The 14,489-nt window shown below is 72.1% G+C and carries 11 protein-coding genes and 1 riboswitch; of the genes, 8 read left to right on the top strand and 3 right to left on the bottom strand.

Annotated elements, in window-relative coordinates; translation table 11 throughout:
- The first annotated feature begins 3 nt into the window (after window positions 1-3).
- The 3 genes from purE (at window position 4) to ACFYVJ_RS07330 (ending at window position 3,456) form a co-directional block, all read left to right on the top strand.
- Complete coding sequence (gene purE / locus ACFYVJ_RS07340; RefSeq protein WP_388887432.1) at window positions 4-519, top strand: 5-(carboxyamino)imidazole ribonucleotide mutase; 516 nt, start codon at window positions 4-6, stop codon at window positions 517-519.
- Between the two features lie 89 nt (window positions 520-608).
- The gene (locus ACFYVJ_RS07335; protein WP_388887431.1) at window positions 609-1,817 is read left to right on the top strand and encodes a dipeptidase; all 1,209 of its coding nucleotides are present in this window, start codon (window positions 609-611) and stop codon (window positions 1,815-1,817) included.
- Window positions 1,818-2,057: 240 nt separating this feature from the next.
- Window positions 2,058-2,250: riboswitch (cyclic di-AMP (ydaO/yuaA leader) on the top strand.
- Between the two features lie 3 nt (window positions 2,251-2,253).
- Window positions 2,254-3,456 (top strand): transglycosylase family protein, encoded by a 1,203-nt coding sequence (locus ACFYVJ_RS07330; RefSeq protein WP_388887429.1) that lies wholly within the window; start codon window positions 2,254-2,256, stop codon window positions 3,454-3,456.
- Window positions 3,457-3,566: 110 nt separating this feature from the next.
- On the opposite strand, the gene ACFYVJ_RS07325 is transcribed toward ACFYVJ_RS07330, so the two are convergent.
- Window positions 3,567-4,907, bottom strand: a complete 1,341-nt coding sequence (locus ACFYVJ_RS07325) for a UDP-glucose dehydrogenase family protein (protein WP_388887427.1) — start codon at window positions 4,905-4,907, stop codon at window positions 3,567-3,569.
- Window positions 4,908-5,008: 101 nt separating this feature from the next.
- Here ACFYVJ_RS07325 and ACFYVJ_RS07320 point away from each other — a divergent pair, with 101 nt between their 5' ends.
- Both ACFYVJ_RS07320 and ACFYVJ_RS07315 read left to right on the top strand, forming a co-directional pair.
- Window positions 5,009-6,400 (top strand): LCP family protein, encoded by a 1,392-nt coding sequence (locus tag ACFYVJ_RS07320; protein ID WP_388887426.1) that lies wholly within the window; start codon window positions 5,009-5,011, stop codon window positions 6,398-6,400.
- A gap of 108 nt (window positions 6,401-6,508) precedes the next feature.
- Complete coding sequence (locus tag ACFYVJ_RS07315) at window positions 6,509-7,666, top strand: acyl-CoA dehydrogenase family protein (protein WP_388887424.1); 1,158 nt, start codon at window positions 6,509-6,511, stop codon at window positions 7,664-7,666.
- 36 nt (window positions 7,667-7,702) lie between these two features.
- Here the strand turns inward: ACFYVJ_RS07315 and ACFYVJ_RS07310 are convergent, their stop codons facing one another.
- Together ACFYVJ_RS07310 and ACFYVJ_RS07305 are read right to left on the bottom strand one after the other, a co-directional pair.
- On the bottom strand, window positions 7,703-8,641 hold the full coding sequence (locus ACFYVJ_RS07310; protein ID WP_388887422.1) for a DNA-3-methyladenine glycosylase family protein: 939 nt from the start codon (window positions 8,639-8,641) through the stop codon (window positions 7,703-7,705).
- A 126-nt stretch (window positions 8,642-8,767) separates the two neighbouring features.
- A complete protein-coding gene (locus tag ACFYVJ_RS07305) occupies window positions 8,768-10,114 on the bottom strand; it encodes a peptidoglycan recognition protein (RefSeq protein WP_388887420.1) in 1,347 nt (448 codons plus the stop codon).
- A gap of 82 nt (window positions 10,115-10,196) precedes the next feature.
- Between ACFYVJ_RS07305 and ACFYVJ_RS07300 the strand changes: the two genes are divergently transcribed.
- From ACFYVJ_RS07300 to ACFYVJ_RS07290, 3 genes are all read left to right on the top strand, one after another.
- The gene (locus tag ACFYVJ_RS07300) at window positions 10,197-10,940 is read left to right on the top strand and encodes a TIGR03089 family protein (protein WP_388887418.1); all 744 of its coding nucleotides are present in this window, start codon (window positions 10,197-10,199) and stop codon (window positions 10,938-10,940) included.
- A 157-nt stretch (window positions 10,941-11,097) separates the two neighbouring features.
- Window positions 11,098-12,255, top strand: a complete 1,158-nt coding sequence (locus tag ACFYVJ_RS07295; RefSeq protein WP_388887416.1) for an LCP family protein — start codon at window positions 11,098-11,100, stop codon at window positions 12,253-12,255.
- Between the two features lie 275 nt (window positions 12,256-12,530).
- A complete protein-coding gene (locus tag ACFYVJ_RS07290; protein WP_388887892.1) occupies window positions 12,531-14,459 on the top strand; it encodes an LCP family protein in 1,929 nt (642 codons plus the stop codon).
- The last annotated feature ends 30 nt before the right edge of the window (window positions 14,460-14,489 follow it).

The following is a 14,489-nucleotide window of genomic DNA, read 5'->3' as shown; positions in this document are numbered from 1 at the left end:
CGTATGAGCGCGGAGAACGGCCCGCTGGTCGGCATCGTCATGGGCTCCGACTCCGACTGGCCGGTGATGGAGGCGGCGGCGCAGGCCCTGGACGAGTTCGAGGTCCCGTACGAGGTCGACGTCGTCTCCGCGCACCGGATGCCGCACGAGATGATCGCCTACGGCGAGCAGGCCGCGCCCCGCGGCCTGCGCACCCTCGTCGCCGGCGCCGGCGGCGCCGCCCACCTCCCGGGCATGCTCGCCTCCGTCACGCCCCTCCCGGTCATCGGCGTCCCGGTCCCGCTGAAGTACCTCGACGGCATGGACTCGCTGCTCTCCATCGTCCAGATGCCCGCGGGCGTCCCCGTCGCCACGGTCTCCGTGGCCGGCGCCCGCAACGCGGGCCTCCTGGCCGCCCGCATCCTGGCCGCCCACGACGAGGACCTCCGCGCCCGGATGTCGGCGTTCCAGGAGGACCTGAACCACCAGGCCCGCGAAAAGGGCGCCCGCCTCCGCCGCAAGACCACCCGGGCGGGCTGACACACCGTCCGATCCGGGGCCGGTCGTCCGGCTGTCAGCCTGCGCGGATAGCGTGGGGCCCACGCTATCCGCGCAGGGAGGACGACCTTATGACCGGCGAACTGCTCGCGCGTGCGCGCGAGGTGCTGCGTGCGCACCCCGTCGTCGACGGGCACAACGATCTTCCCTGGGCCCTGCGGGAGCAGGTGACGTACGACATCGACAGGCGTGACATCGCCGTCGACCAGAGCGCGCGGCTGCACACCGACATCCCGCGGCTGCGGGCCGGCGGGGTGGGGGCGCAGTTCTGGTCCGTGTACGTGAGCGCCGAGCTGGCCGGGGACGCCGCCGTGAGCGCGTGTCTGGAGCAGATCGACGTGGTGCGCCGGCTCGTCGACCGCTATCCCGGGGAGCTGCGGCTCGCGGTGACCGCCGACGAGGTGGAGGCGGCGCGGGCCGACGGGCGGATCGCCTCGCTGATGGGGGCCGAGGGCGGGCACTCCATCGCCAACTCGCTCGCCACGCTGCGCGCCTTCCGCCGGCTCGGCGTGCGCTACATGACGCTTACGCACAACGACAACACCGACTGGGCCGACTCCGCGACCGACGAGCCGCGGCACGGCGGGCTCACCGCCTTCGGCGAGGAGGTGGTGCGCGAGATGAACCGGGTCGGCATGCTCGTCGACCTCTCCCACGTGGCGCCCTCGACCATGCGCCACGCGCTGCGCGTCACCGAGGCGCCGGTCGTTTTCTCCCATTCATCCGCTCGCGCCATGTGTGACCACCCGCGCAACATTCCGGATGATGTGCTGGAATTGCTCCCCGCCAACGGCGGTGTGGCGATGGCCACGTTCGTGCCGAAGTTCGTCCTGCCCGCCGCCGTGGCGTGGACCGCGGAGGTGGACGAGCACATGACCGCCCGCGGCCTCGACCCGTTCGGCGCGGACGGCGAAGCGGTCCGCGTACGGCGTGCGTTCGAGGAGGCGCATCCGCGGCCGCAGGCGACGGCCGCGACCGTGGCGGATCATCTGGATCATATGCGCGAAGTGGCGGGAATCGACCATATCGGTATCGGCGGCGACTTCGACGGCACGCCGTTCACGCCGGAGGACCTCGCCGACGTCGCGGGTTATCCGCACCTCGTCGCCGAGCTGCTGTACCGCCGTTGGTCGGAAGAAGACCTGGCCAGGCTGCTGTGGGCCAACGCGTTGCGGGTGTTGCGCGACGCCGAGGCGGCGGCGCGCGAAGTGGCCGCTCGGCGCGGCCCGTCGATCGCCACCATCGAACAGCTCGACGGCCCCGCGAAGGTCCAGGTGTGAGCAGAGTGACATAAGTCACTCACAGAATTCTCACGCCATGGGGCGATGTGTCCGACTCCTCATATGTCGACAAGTCTCCACCGGGTAGGGGGAATTGAGGAGCGGCGCGGGATGGGGCGATTGTCGGGCTGATTCCGATGTGATGTGGGGAACGGCCTTGATGGCGGTTCACAGCTTGTTCTGTTTTCGGCTGTGTGTTTACGGTGCTCGCCGTGCTCGCGCCACCGATGCGGGTACCTCGTCGCCGTAACGCCGAATCCTGTCGGCGGCGACGGGCAGGCACTTCAGCTTTCACGGCAGGAGCGGGGGACCCAGGTAAGTGCCGCACCGTGCGCAAGCGCGGTACGGCTTGGGGTGAAGCCATGCTCCGCGTGGCCGGGCATCTCCAGCTCGAACCCGACAGCTCACCTCGCAGGCGTCGGAGAGGAGCATGTCCATGTCCGCACGCGGACGTCACCGTCGCCTGGGCCGGATAGCCCGGGGCAGCAGGGCCCTCATCGTCACCGCCGGCAGCGCCGGCGTCGCCATTCCGCTCATCGCCGGCGGCCACGCCCAGGCCGCCTCCGTCGACACCTGGGACCGCGTGGCCCAGTGCGAGAGCGGCGGGGACTGGAGCATCAGCACCGGCAACGGCTTCTACGGCGGCCTGCAGTTCGTGCAGAGCACCTGGGAGGGCTACGGCGGCACGCAGTACGCCCCGCGCGCCGACCAGGCCACCAAGGAGCAGCAGATCGAGATCGCCGAGAAGGTCCTCGCCTCGCAGGGCCCCGGCGCCTGGCCGGTCTGCTCGGTGCAGGCCGGGCTCACCCAGGGCGGCCCCGCCCCCGACCTCTCCACCGGCGGTGCCGGGAAGAGCGAGCCCGAGGCGCAGACCGAGTCCGGGCAGCCCGCACAGCAGGCCGCCAAGGACGAGGCCCCGAAGCAGGAGAAGGCGCCGGAGAAGAAGTTCGAGAAGGCCGGCAACTACACCGTCGTCTCCGGTGACACCCTGTGGGACATTGCTCGCAAGCACGGCATCGCGGGCGGCTGGCAGACGATCTACGAGGGCAACAAGGACGTCATCGGCGACGACCCGGACCTGATCTTCCCCGGTCAGGAGTACGAGTTCGACGGCGGCGAAGAGGTCACCCTCGAAGAGCCGGAGACCACCTCGGCCGAGCCGTCCTCCGCGCAGCAGGAGGAGCCGGCGGCCGCGGAGGAGCCGGCAGCGGAGGCCGCTCCCGCGGGCGGGTTCTCCGCCCCGATCGACGCCGGTCTCTCCACGGCGTACCGGGCCGCGGGCGGCTCGTGGTCCAGCGGTTACCACACCGGTGTCGACTTCTCCGCCGGCACCGGCACCCCGGTCAAGGCCGTCACCTCCGGCACCGTCGTCAAGGCCGGCAACGGCGCCGACGGCGGCGCGTACGGCATCGCCGTCGTGATCAAGCACGACGACGGCCGCTACAGCCAGTACGCCCACCTGTCGTCCACCTCGGTGAGCGTGGGCCAGAGCGTGGGCGCCGGCGACCAGATCGGTCTGTCCGGCTCCACCGGCAACTCCACCGGGCCGCACCTGCACTTCGAGGTGCGCACCAGCCCGGACTACGGTTCGGACGTCGACCCGGTCGCGTACCTGCGCGACAACGGCGTCTCCATCTGAGGGTCCCCCGCACGGCGTTGCCCCCCGTTTCCGGCGGAACGGGGGGTTCGCCGTGTCCGGCGCGCGGGCGCGTGGGCGGCGGCGCGCGGGCGGGCGTCGGCCGGCGCGCGCTACGCCGCCGGGCGGCCCATCGCGCGGAACGTCCATCCCGCGGCGCGCCACGGCACCGGGTCGAGCGTGTTCCGGCCGTCGATCAGATGCGGCCGGGAGACGGCCTTCGCGAGCCGCCCGGCGTCGAGGGCGCGGAACTCCGGCCACTCGGTGAGGTGCAGCACCAGGTCGGCGCCGTGCAGCGCGTCCTCCGCCGACTCCGCGTAGCGCAGGGTGGGGAAGACGCGGCGGGCGTTGTCCATGCCCTTCGGGTCGTAGACGGTGACCTGGCCGCCCTGGAGGTGGATCTGCCCGGCGACGTTGAGCGCGGGGGAATCACGCACATCGTCGGAGTCGGGCTTGAACGCGGCGCCCAGGACGCCGATCCGCCGGCCCAGGAAGGTCCCGCCGCAGGCTTCGCGGGCGAGTTCGACCATGTGGGCGCGGCGGCGCATGTTGATCGAGTCGACCTCGCGCAGGAACGTCAGCGCCTGGTCGACACCGAGTTCACCGGCACGGGCCATGAACGCCCGGATGTCCTTGGGCAGGCAGCCACCGCCGAAGCCGATCCCGGCACGCAGGAACTTCTTCCCGATCCGGTCGTCGTAGCCGATCGCCTCGGCCAGCTTGACCACGTCGCCGCCCGCGGCCTCGCAGATTTCGGCCATGGCGTTGATGAACGAGATCTTCGTGGCGAGGAAGGCGTTGGCGGCCGTCTTCACCAGCTCGGCAGTCGGGTAGTCGGCGACCACGAACGGCGTACCGGAGTCCAGCGGCGCGGCGTACACCTCGCGCAGCACCTTCTCGGCGCGCTCGCTCGCGACGCCGACGACGATGCGGTCGGGGCGCAGGGTGTCCTCGACGGCGAAGCCCTCGCGCAGGAACTCCGGGTTCCAGGCCAGCTCGGCCTGCTCGCCCGCCGGCGCCAGTTCGGCCAGCCGGCGCGCCAGCCGGGCCGCGGAGCCCACCGGCACCGTCGACTTCCCGACCACCAGGCACGCGCGGTCGAGGTGCGGCGCCAGGGTGTCGATCGCGGCGTCGACGTAGCTCATGTCGCAGCCGTACTCGCCCTGCTTCTGCGGCGTGTTCACACACACGAAGTGCACGTCGCCGAAGGCCGCCGCCTCCGCGTACGACGTGGTGAACCGCAGCCGGCCGGACGAGCCCCCGACCCCGGAGACGTGCTTGCGCAGCAGGTCCTCAAGGCCCGGCTCGTACATCGGCACCCTGCCCGCCGACAGCAGCTCGACCTTCTCCTCGACCACGTCCAGGCCGAGCACGTCGAAACCCAGCTCCGCCATCGCGGCGGCGTGCGTGGCCCCGAGGTAGCCGGTGCCGATCACGGTGATCTTCAAGGTCATGGTCCCGAGCATAACGGCGGGCTCCGACACACCCACCTGGGCAACCATGGGCCCGGGTGCGGAGTCTGACTCATGAACGTGCACCTAAAGGAGTGGGAATCGTGGCGAGGCAGCATCTGGACGGAGCGGGCAGCGGAACCGACGAGCCCGGTACGCCGCGCGCCCGCGAGCCGGAGGCGCCGTACGCCGGGGACATGTCGACGGCGGCGCACGCGGCGTACGTGGACGCGGCGTTCGCTCCGGGCGCGCAGGGAACACCCGGAGCGCAAGGAACACCGGGAGCCGAGGGCACGGCCGCGGACGGCGGGCCCAAGGGAGCGGACGGTCCGGACCTGTTCGCCCACCAGGCGGCCGACCCGGCGACCGGTCCCGCGACCGGCCCCGTCGGCCCGGATGGCCCGGACGGCCCGGATGGCCCGGACGGCCCCGAAGACCCCGCCGGCGCCCCCTCGCACGCAGCGCCCCGCCGCCGCATGCGCCGCGGCCGCAAGGTGCTCCTCGGCGCCGTGATCATGCTCTTCGCCGGCGTGCTCATGCTCGCCGGCGGCCTCTGGTGGGCGTACGAGCACTACACGGGGCGCGTCGACCGCATCCCGAACGCCTTCCCGACGAACGTCCCCGAGAAGCACCAGCCGGCGCCGTCCAAGGGCGGCGAAACGTACCTTCTCATCGGCGTCGACGCCCGCTCCGACCTCCCGCTCACCGGCGACGGCGCCGGCGAGCACACCTGGCAGCCGGGCGCGCAGCGCAGCGACACGATGATGCTCGTCCACCTCCCCGAGGGCCGTGACGGCGGCTACGTCGTCTCCCTGCCCCGCGACTCCTGGGTGGACATCCCCGGCCGGGGCGACGCCAAGCTCAACGCGGCCTTCTCCTACGGCGGCCCCCCGCTGCTCATCGACACCGTGCAGCGCATGACGAAGGTCAAGATCGACCACCTGGCGGTGATCGACTGGAGCGGCTTCAAGCGGCTCACCGACGCCGTCGGCGGCGTGGACATCACCATCGACGAGACCACCCCGCGCCGCAACGGCGGCGGCGAGTGGACCGCCGGCACCCACCACATGGACGGCAAGACCGCCCTCGACTACGTACGCGAACGCCACGGCCTGCCCCGCGGCGACCTCGACCGCACCCAGCGGCAGCAGAACTTCCTGCGCGCCGTCATCACCGAGACGATGTCCTCGGACAACTTCTCCAACCCGCTCAAGGTCAAGCGCCTGCTGGACGCGGTCACCGCCACGGTCAGCGTCGACGACCGGTTCTCGGACGGCGCGATGCGCGACCTGATGTGGGACATGAAGGGGGTGCGCTCCAGCGACCTGGTGTTCATGAACGCGCCGGTCGCGGGCCTCGACATGATCGACGGCCAGTCGGTGGTGCTGTTGGACGACAAGGCGGGCGACCCCCTGTGGGAGGCCATGCGGAACGACACCATGGCGCAGTACGTCGAGAAGTACCCGACCGACCGCCTGGGCGGCACCGCACCCTGAGCCGGCCGCGCCCCCTGTCGCCAACGTCACGTAGGTCCGCCCGCCGCGCACGGCATACCATCGGAACTACTTAACGGTAATTAGCATGCGCGGGAATGGGAGAGAGCCTTGGCAGGAGCGCCCGAATTCGACCTGTACCGCCCGGCCGAGGAGCACGACATGCTCCGCGACGCCGTACGCTCGCTCGCCGAGGCGAAGATCGGGCCCTTCGCGGCCGAGGTGGACGAGGAGGCGCGCTTCCCGCAGGAGGCCCTGGACGCGCTCGTCACCAACGACCTGCACGCCGTCCACGTCCCCGAGGCGTACGGCGGCGCGGGCGCGGACGCGCTGGCGACGGTCATCGTCATCGAGGAGATCGCCCGCGTCTGCGCGTCGTCCTCCCTCATCCCGGCCGTCAACAAGCTGGGGTCGCTGCCCCTGATGCTCTCCGCCTCGGAGGAGCTGAAGGCGAAGTACCTGACGCCGCTGGCGCGCGGCGAGGCGATGTTCTCGTACTGCCTCTCCGAGCCCGAGGCCGGCTCCGACGCGGCCGGCATGAAGACCCGCGCCGTACGGGACGGCGACTCCTACGTCCTCAACGGCGTCAAGCGGTGGATCACCAACGCGGGCATCTCCGAGTACTACACGGTGATGGCCGTCACCGACCCGGAGAAGCGCTCCAAGGGCATCTCGGCCTTCGTCGTCGAGAAGTCCGACGAGGGCGTCTCCTTCGGCGCCCCGGAGAAGAAGCTCGGCATCAAGGGCTCGCCCACCCGCGAGGTCTACCTGGACAACGTCCGCATCCCCGCGGACCGCATGATCGGCGCCGAGGGCACGGGCTTCGCCACCGCGATGAAGACCCTCGACCACACCCGCATCACCATCGCCGCCCAGGCCCTCGGCATCGCCCAGGGCGCGCTGGACTACGCCAAGGGTTACGTCCGCGAACGCAAACAGTTCGGCAAGCCGGTCGCGGACTTCCAGGGCGTCCAGTTCATGCTCGCCGACATGGCCATGAAGATCGAGGCCGCCCGCCAGTTGACGTACGCCGCCGCCGCCAAGTCCGAACGCGGCGACGCGGACCTCACCTTCCAGGGCGCCGCGGCCAAGTGCTTCGCCTCCGACACGGCGATGGAGGCGACGACGGACGCGGTCCAGCTCCTCGGCGGCTACGGCTACACGCGCGACTACCCGGTCGAGCGCATGATGCGCGACGCAAAAATCACCCAGATCTACGAGGGCACCAACCAGGTCCAGCGCATCGTCATGGCCCGCAACCTGCCCTGATACGGGCGCCGCCCGACCCCGCCGTGCGCGGCGGGGTCAGAGGCGGGCTATGTCCGGGATCGCGGCCTTCGGTTTGCGGCGCGGGGGCATGCGGCCCAGGAGGCAGATGTAGCGCGTGGCGCGGTGGCGCTGGCCCGCGGCCTCGTACGGGGCGAGCAGTTCGAGCATCCGCTCGTCGTCCGCGTTGCGTTCGCGAACCAGGGTGTAGCCCACGATGCGGGGCAGGTGCAGGTCGCCGACGGTGACCGCGTCGGCGGCGCCGATGACGCGCTGGAGGGTTTCCGCCGCCGTCCAGGGGCCGATGCCCGGGATGGCGGTGAGGCGGCGGGTGGCGGCTTCGAGGTCCATGTCCGCCGCCGCCTGGAGGGCGCGGGCCCGGCGGACGGCTCGTACGATCGTCGCCGCGCGCTTGCCGTCGACGCCCGCGCGGTGCCACTCCCAGGACGGGATCATCGCCCAGCCGCGCGCGTCCGGCATCACCCGCATCCGCAGCTCCGGCCCCGCGGGACCCGGGGCCTCGGTGCCGTAGCGGTACAGCAGCAGGCGCCAGGAGCGGTACGCCTCGTCCGTGGTGACCTTCTGCTCCAGCACCGACGGGATCAGCGACTCCAGCACCACACCGGTGCGGATCAGGCGCACCCCCGGGTGGCGGCGGCGGGCCTCGTGGACGACGCGGTGGCGCGGCGTGAACGGCTCCGGGTCGTCCTCCGCGCCCAGCAGTGCCGGGAGGCCGTCCAGCAGCCACTCCGCGCCCGGGCCCCACGCCTCGGCGGCGACCGCCCCGCCCGCCGGGGCGACGCGCAGCGTGCCGGGGCCCGCGGGGGTGTGGCTCGCCCGCCAGACCGCGCCGTCCGCGACGCGGATCGCCGGATCGCCGGGACCCCGCCGCAGCACGCCCAGGGTGCGCCACAGGTCGTACGGACCCGGGGGTGCCCAGGTCCGGGTACGGGCGCGGTGGTCGGGGGCGGCGGACACGTCGCACGACTCTAGCCGCCGCCACCGACAGCCACGGCGGCGGCCGGTGCCGGGAGTTGCCCGTGCCGCGGCGCCCCGCCCGCGCGGACCGCGGCCGCGCCTTCGGCGACCGGTGCGCGCCCCTTCTCAGCGGCGCCCCTGGTACGACGCGGAACTCGCCCTCGCCGCGCCCAGCCTGTCGTACAGCCGCACCCCCGGGCAGTCCGTCGCGAAGCCGTCCCGGTGCCCCGAGATGACGTTCAGCCTGACCCGCGTCCCGCTGGTGTACTTGCCGCCGCCCGACACCTTCGTCTGCTTGCTCTCCGGGTTCTTGCCGAACAGGCCCAGCTTCCACGCCGTCACCCGCGACACCGCGTTGACCGCGGCCTCGGACGGCGCCGCCGAGTCGTAGGTGCCGAGGACGGCGATGCCCATGCTGTTGTGGTTGAAGCCGTACGTGTGCGCCCCCAGGACCGCGCGCGTGACGCCGCCGGCCCGGCCCTCGTAGACGCGGCCGCACTTGTCGACGAGGAAGTTGTAGCCGAGGTCGGCCCAGTTCAGGCTCTGCGTGTGGTAGCGGTATATGCCGCGGATCAGGCCGGGTGCCTCGGTGCAGCGGTAGCCGTTGCCCGTCGCCGAGTGGTGGACGAAGGCGATGTTCACGGTGTTCGTGTACCGGTACCCCTTCGCCCGCTTCCCCTCGTCCGCGCCCCACCCCTTCCGCGTGACGATCTTCGGCCGCGGGCCGACGAACGGCCGGGCGGCGGCGGGCAGGGCGGGGTTGAGGCGGACGGCATCCCCTTCCGACGCGGCCTTGGTCTGCTCGGCGATCCGGCCCGCGGCTGCCGGGTCCGCCGCCCGCGCCTTGTCTGTTGCCGCCCCCGCCCCGCCCGGGTCGATCAACTCGGCGGTCAGCCCTCGCGGGAGCCCCGCCGCGCCCGCCGCGTCCGCCGCCCGCGACCGCGCGGGGACGACCCGGACCTCGATCCCCGTCGAGTCACCCACCCACAGTGGCGCCGTGCCCCCGCGCCAGCCCGCCGGGCCACCACGGGATTCGCCCCCGGACCCGCCTCCGGCCGCGGCACGGGACTCAGCACCCGACTCCGCGCCGGGCTCCGGGCCGGGTGCGTCCGCGGCGTGGGCGTCCAGGTCCTGCCAGCCGGACCACCGGCCCGTCTCCGCCGACCTGGCCCGTACCCGCACGCGCCCGGCCAGCTCCGCCTCCGGGTCCTCCCAGACGACGCCGACCATGGTGAACGGCCCGGTGTCCGGCTTCGACAGGACCATCGTGCCCGCACCGGGCCCGCGCGAGGACGAGCCGAGCGGCGCGAGCGGCAGCGACTGCGTACGGCCGCCGGGCTGCTCCGCCCTCGCGGCAGCCCGCTCCGCCCGGGGGACCACGCCCGCCGAAGCGGGCGGTGCCGCGAGCGGCGTCAGCGGAGCGAGCAGCGCGGCGGCGGATATCGCGACGACCGAAGTAGAAAATGCGCACATATGACGCATCCTTTCCACACCCCCCACCGCTGTCCATTTGCCCCTGCCGGACGGAGTAACGCGACGGCGTAACCTGACGGCGATGAACCCCACCGCCGCCACCCCCGCCGCCCTGCTCGACGCCGCCCTCGCCGCCGACCCGGCCCGCCCCCTGGTCACGTACTACGACGACACCACCGGCGAGCGCGTCGAGCTGTCCGTCGCCACCTTCGCCAACTGGGTCGCCAAGACCGCGAACCTCCTCCAGGGCGACCTCGCGGCCGAGCCCGGCGACCGGCTCGCGCTGCTCCTGCCCGCCCACTGGCAGACCGCCGTCTGGCTGCTGGCCTGCGCCGCGACCGGCGTCACCGCGGTGCCCGCCGACCCCGACCCGGCCGCCGCCGACCTCGTCGTCAGCGGCCCCGACGCCCTGGAGCGGGCCCGCGCATGCACCGGCGAGCGGGTCGCCCTCAGCCTGCGCCCGCTCGGCGCCCGCTTCCCGCAGCCCCCGGAGGGCTTCCTCGACTACGCCGTGGAGGTGCCGGGACAGGGCGACCGCTTCCAGCCGTACGCCCCCGCCGACCCGGCCACGCCGGCGCTCGAAGCGCCCGGCGCCCGGTTCACCGCCGCCGAGCTGGTCGCCCGCGCCCGCGCGGACGCGGAGTCGCGTGCGCTCGCACCGGGCTCCCGCGCGCTCTCGACACTCGGGTACGACACGTGGGAAGGGCTCTCCGCGGGCCTCTACGCCCCCCTGGCCGCCGGCGCGGGGGTCGTGCTCTGCCCGTACCTGGACCGGCTCACCCCCGAGCAGCAGGAGAAGCGCAGGGCCGACGAGCGCGTCTCGTAACGCCGTACCGCGCCGCCGCCCCGGGCGACGCGCGCGGGCGAAGTTATCGGGCGTAGCGCCTCATTCGTGATGCGATGTACCGAATGCGGCGGGCCGTACGACCCCGGGGGTGCGCGGCCGTCCGCACACGTGGACAACGGCCGAATGAGTGTGAGGGATGGGCGCAGACGAGACCGGCCCGCGGGAGGACGCATCCCTGTACCCGGCAGACCCTCGGCCGCCCCGCCGTCCCCGCAGCCGGCGCCGTGTCCTCGCCCGCCGCGTCGGCCTCGGTCTGGCCGTCTTCGTCCTCGCCCTCTCCGGCGTCGGCTGGTACTTCTACCAGCGCTTCGACAGCAACATCACCGTCGACACCGCCACCGCCCGCGAGCTGAAGCGCCACGAGGAGGACCGCCCCCCGCCCGCCACCGGCGGGGCCACCAACATCCTCGTCATCGGCTCCGACTCCCGCGCGGGCAGTGAGCGCTACGGCCACGACACCGGCGTCGAACGCTCCGACAGCACCGTGCTCCTGCACCTCGCCGGCGACCGCGACAGCGTCACCGCCGTGAGCATCCCGCGCGACCTCATGGTCAGGATCCCCGACTGCCGCCGCCCCGGCGGCGGGACGAGCGGCAAGCAGGTCAACCAGTTCAACTTCAGCTTCGCCTACGGCGGCGCCGCCTGCACGATCCGCGTGGTGGAGAAGCTCGTCGGCGTACGCGTCGACCACCACGTCATCGCCGACTTCCAGGGCTTCAAGGAAGTCGTGGACGCCGTGGACGGCGTCGAGGTATGCCTGCCGGCGGCGATGCATGACAAATCGGCCAAGCTCGAACTGCCCAGGGGCCGCCAGGTGCTCGACGGAGAGCACGCGCTCGGATACGTACGGGCACGCAAGTCCCTCGACGGCGGCAGCGACACGCAACGCATGTCGCGGCAGCAGGAGTTCATGGCCTCGCTCGTCAACAAGGTCCAGAGCAACGGCGTGCTCTTCAACCCGATGCGCCTGGCCCCGCTGCTGGATGCGGTGACCTCCGCGCTCACCGCCAACAAGGAGCTGTCGTCGCTCACCGAGCTGTACGACCTCGTGCGCGTCGTCCGTGACGTGCCCAAAGAGCGTGTGCACTTCATGACCGTGCCGCGCCGCCCGTACCGCCTGGACTCCAACCGCGACGAACTGGCGCAGCCGGCGGCGCGAGAATTGTTCGGCGCACTGCGAACCGACAGCGTGGTTCGCTTCGTCTCCGAAGGCAGGAAAGCCAAGCAGAAACGGGACTCCGGCGCGCCGTCGGTCTTCAAGGGGACAACCCCTGTGGATGACATCTGCCGATAGAGCGGATCAACGCGCACAAGGGGGGCACGGTGTATGGAGGGGATGCGCGGGATGTCCTGTTACGAGTGCGTGGAATTTGTCACGGGCGTCGCCAGTCGTCGAAAGAGGCGGCTAGTGTGAGCCGACCGGCCGCCTGACAGGCGGTCGTCGAGCGTATGGCAGGAAGACCGGCGCCGGCAGGGGGAGGCGCTGACCGAGCGATGTGAGGAACCCAAGCGACCGTGGATGGGCGAGGCCGTGGACACGCCGGCGAGGTCGACCCCGCCGATCAGTGGGTGTTCAATCCCGAGACTGGCAGCTATGAGCTGCGTCTCGACCCGCAGATCCCGGGCAGACAGGGCCCCCAGCCCCACGGCCAACACGCACCGGGTCCGCACGGTCACGCCCCGCACGGGTACGGCGGCCCGCCGCAGCAGCCGCAGCAGTACATCCCGCAGCAGAACGGGCAGCCGCCGCACGGCCAGGCCCCAGGCCCACAGCACGCGCAGCCGCAGCACGCGCAGCCACAGCACGGGCAGCCGCAGCACGGGCAGCCGCACCCGGGCCCGCCCCAGCCGCCTCAGCCGGGCCCGCCGCAGCCAGGCGGCCGGCATCCGGGCCAGGCACCTCCCCAGCCGGGCGGCAGGCACCAGTCCCACGCGTCCGCCGCGGAAGCCCCCGAGAGCCTCCAGGAGCCCCGCCTGCCGTCCCAGCGCCGCCGCGGCGCGGCGGGCGGCTCAGGCGGCCCGGGCGGCTCCGGTACGGGCCCGGGGCCGGACGCGGACGGGCCGCGCAGCCGCCGCCGGCCCAAGCCCCGCAAGAGCAAGAAGAAGAAGGCGCTGATCTGGGTCGCCGGCGGCCTCGCGGTCGTGCTCTTCGCCGTCGGCACCGCCGCGTTCCTCATCTACCGCAAGCTCAACGGGAACATAGACAAGGTCGAGGTCGCCGGCGAGGATCACGCGGCGGTCATCGACGGCCCCGTCAACATCCTCGTGATGGGCACGGACAAGCGCACCGGCAAGGGCAACGACGGCTACGGCGACATGAACAGCCCCGGGCACGCCGACACCACGCTGCTGTTCCACGTCTCCGAGGACCGCACCAACGCCACCGCGATGAGCATCCCACGGGACATGATCACCGACATCCCGGACTGCAAGACCAAGCAGGAGGACGGGAGCTGGAAGACCATCCCGGGGACGTACGAGACCAAGTTCAACGAGAGCCTCGGCCAGTTCGGCCGTGACCCGGGCTGCACCTGGAAGACCGTCGAGCAACTGACCGGGCTCGACGTCAACCACTTCATCCTCGCGGACTTCAACGCCGTCAAGGACCTGTCCAGCGCGGTCGGCGGCGTCGAGGTGTGCCTCGCCGAGGACATCGACGACCCCAAGTCGAAGCTCAACCTCCCCGCCGGCCGGCACACGATCGAGGGCGAGGAGGCGCTGGCCTTCGTCCGCACCCGCTACTCGGTCGGCTTCGGCAGCGACCTGAGCCGGATCGAGCTCCAGCAGCAGTTCCTCAGCTCGCTCATCCGCAAGATGAAGTCGGGCGGCTCGCTGAGCAATCCGAAGAAGATGTACGACCTGGCCGATGCCGCCACCAAGGCGCTCACCGTCGACTCCGGCATCGGCAGCGCGAAGAAGCTCATGGACCTGGCCAACGACCTCAAGAAGGTCCCCCAGGACGACATAACTTTCGCGACTTTGCCTGTCCTGGACAACCCTGAGGACGACGCAACAGTCCTCATGGATGAGGCCAAGGCGAAGCCGCTCTTCAAGCTGCTGGCCGCGGACAAGCCGTTCGACGGGGCGAAGAAGGGCAAGAAGGGCAAGCCGGTGAAGAAGTCGGAGCCCGGGGAGGTGAGGGTCGACGTCGTCAACGGCGGCGGGGAGTCCGGCATGGCGTCGGCCACCGCCGGGTGGCTTCTCGACGAGGGCGCGGGCTACGCCGCCGAGGCCGGCAACACCCCGGATCTCCAGCCGGAGACCCGGCTTGAGTACGGTCCTGACCAGGCCGAACAGGCCGCTCGGCTCGCCGACATGATGGGGCTGCCGAAGTCGGCCATGAAGAAGACGGGGGAGAACGCGGGGGCCGAGGGAACCATGACGCTCACGCTCGGCGAGGACTTCGCCGCGCCGGGCACCCCCGTCGAGGCGCCGGACAAGGCGCCGGACGGGGTGCAGAACGTCAAGGCCGGAGACAAGAACGTCTGTGCGAAGTGAGGCGTACGTGCGGACTGGACACCGCACGTC

It is taken from the genome of Streptomyces sp. NPDC004134 (assembly GCF_042874195.1).
Taxonomy (GTDB): domain Bacteria; phylum Actinomycetota; class Actinomycetes; order Streptomycetales; family Streptomycetaceae; genus Streptomyces.
This window is presented reverse-complemented; position numbering and strand designations above follow the sequence as displayed.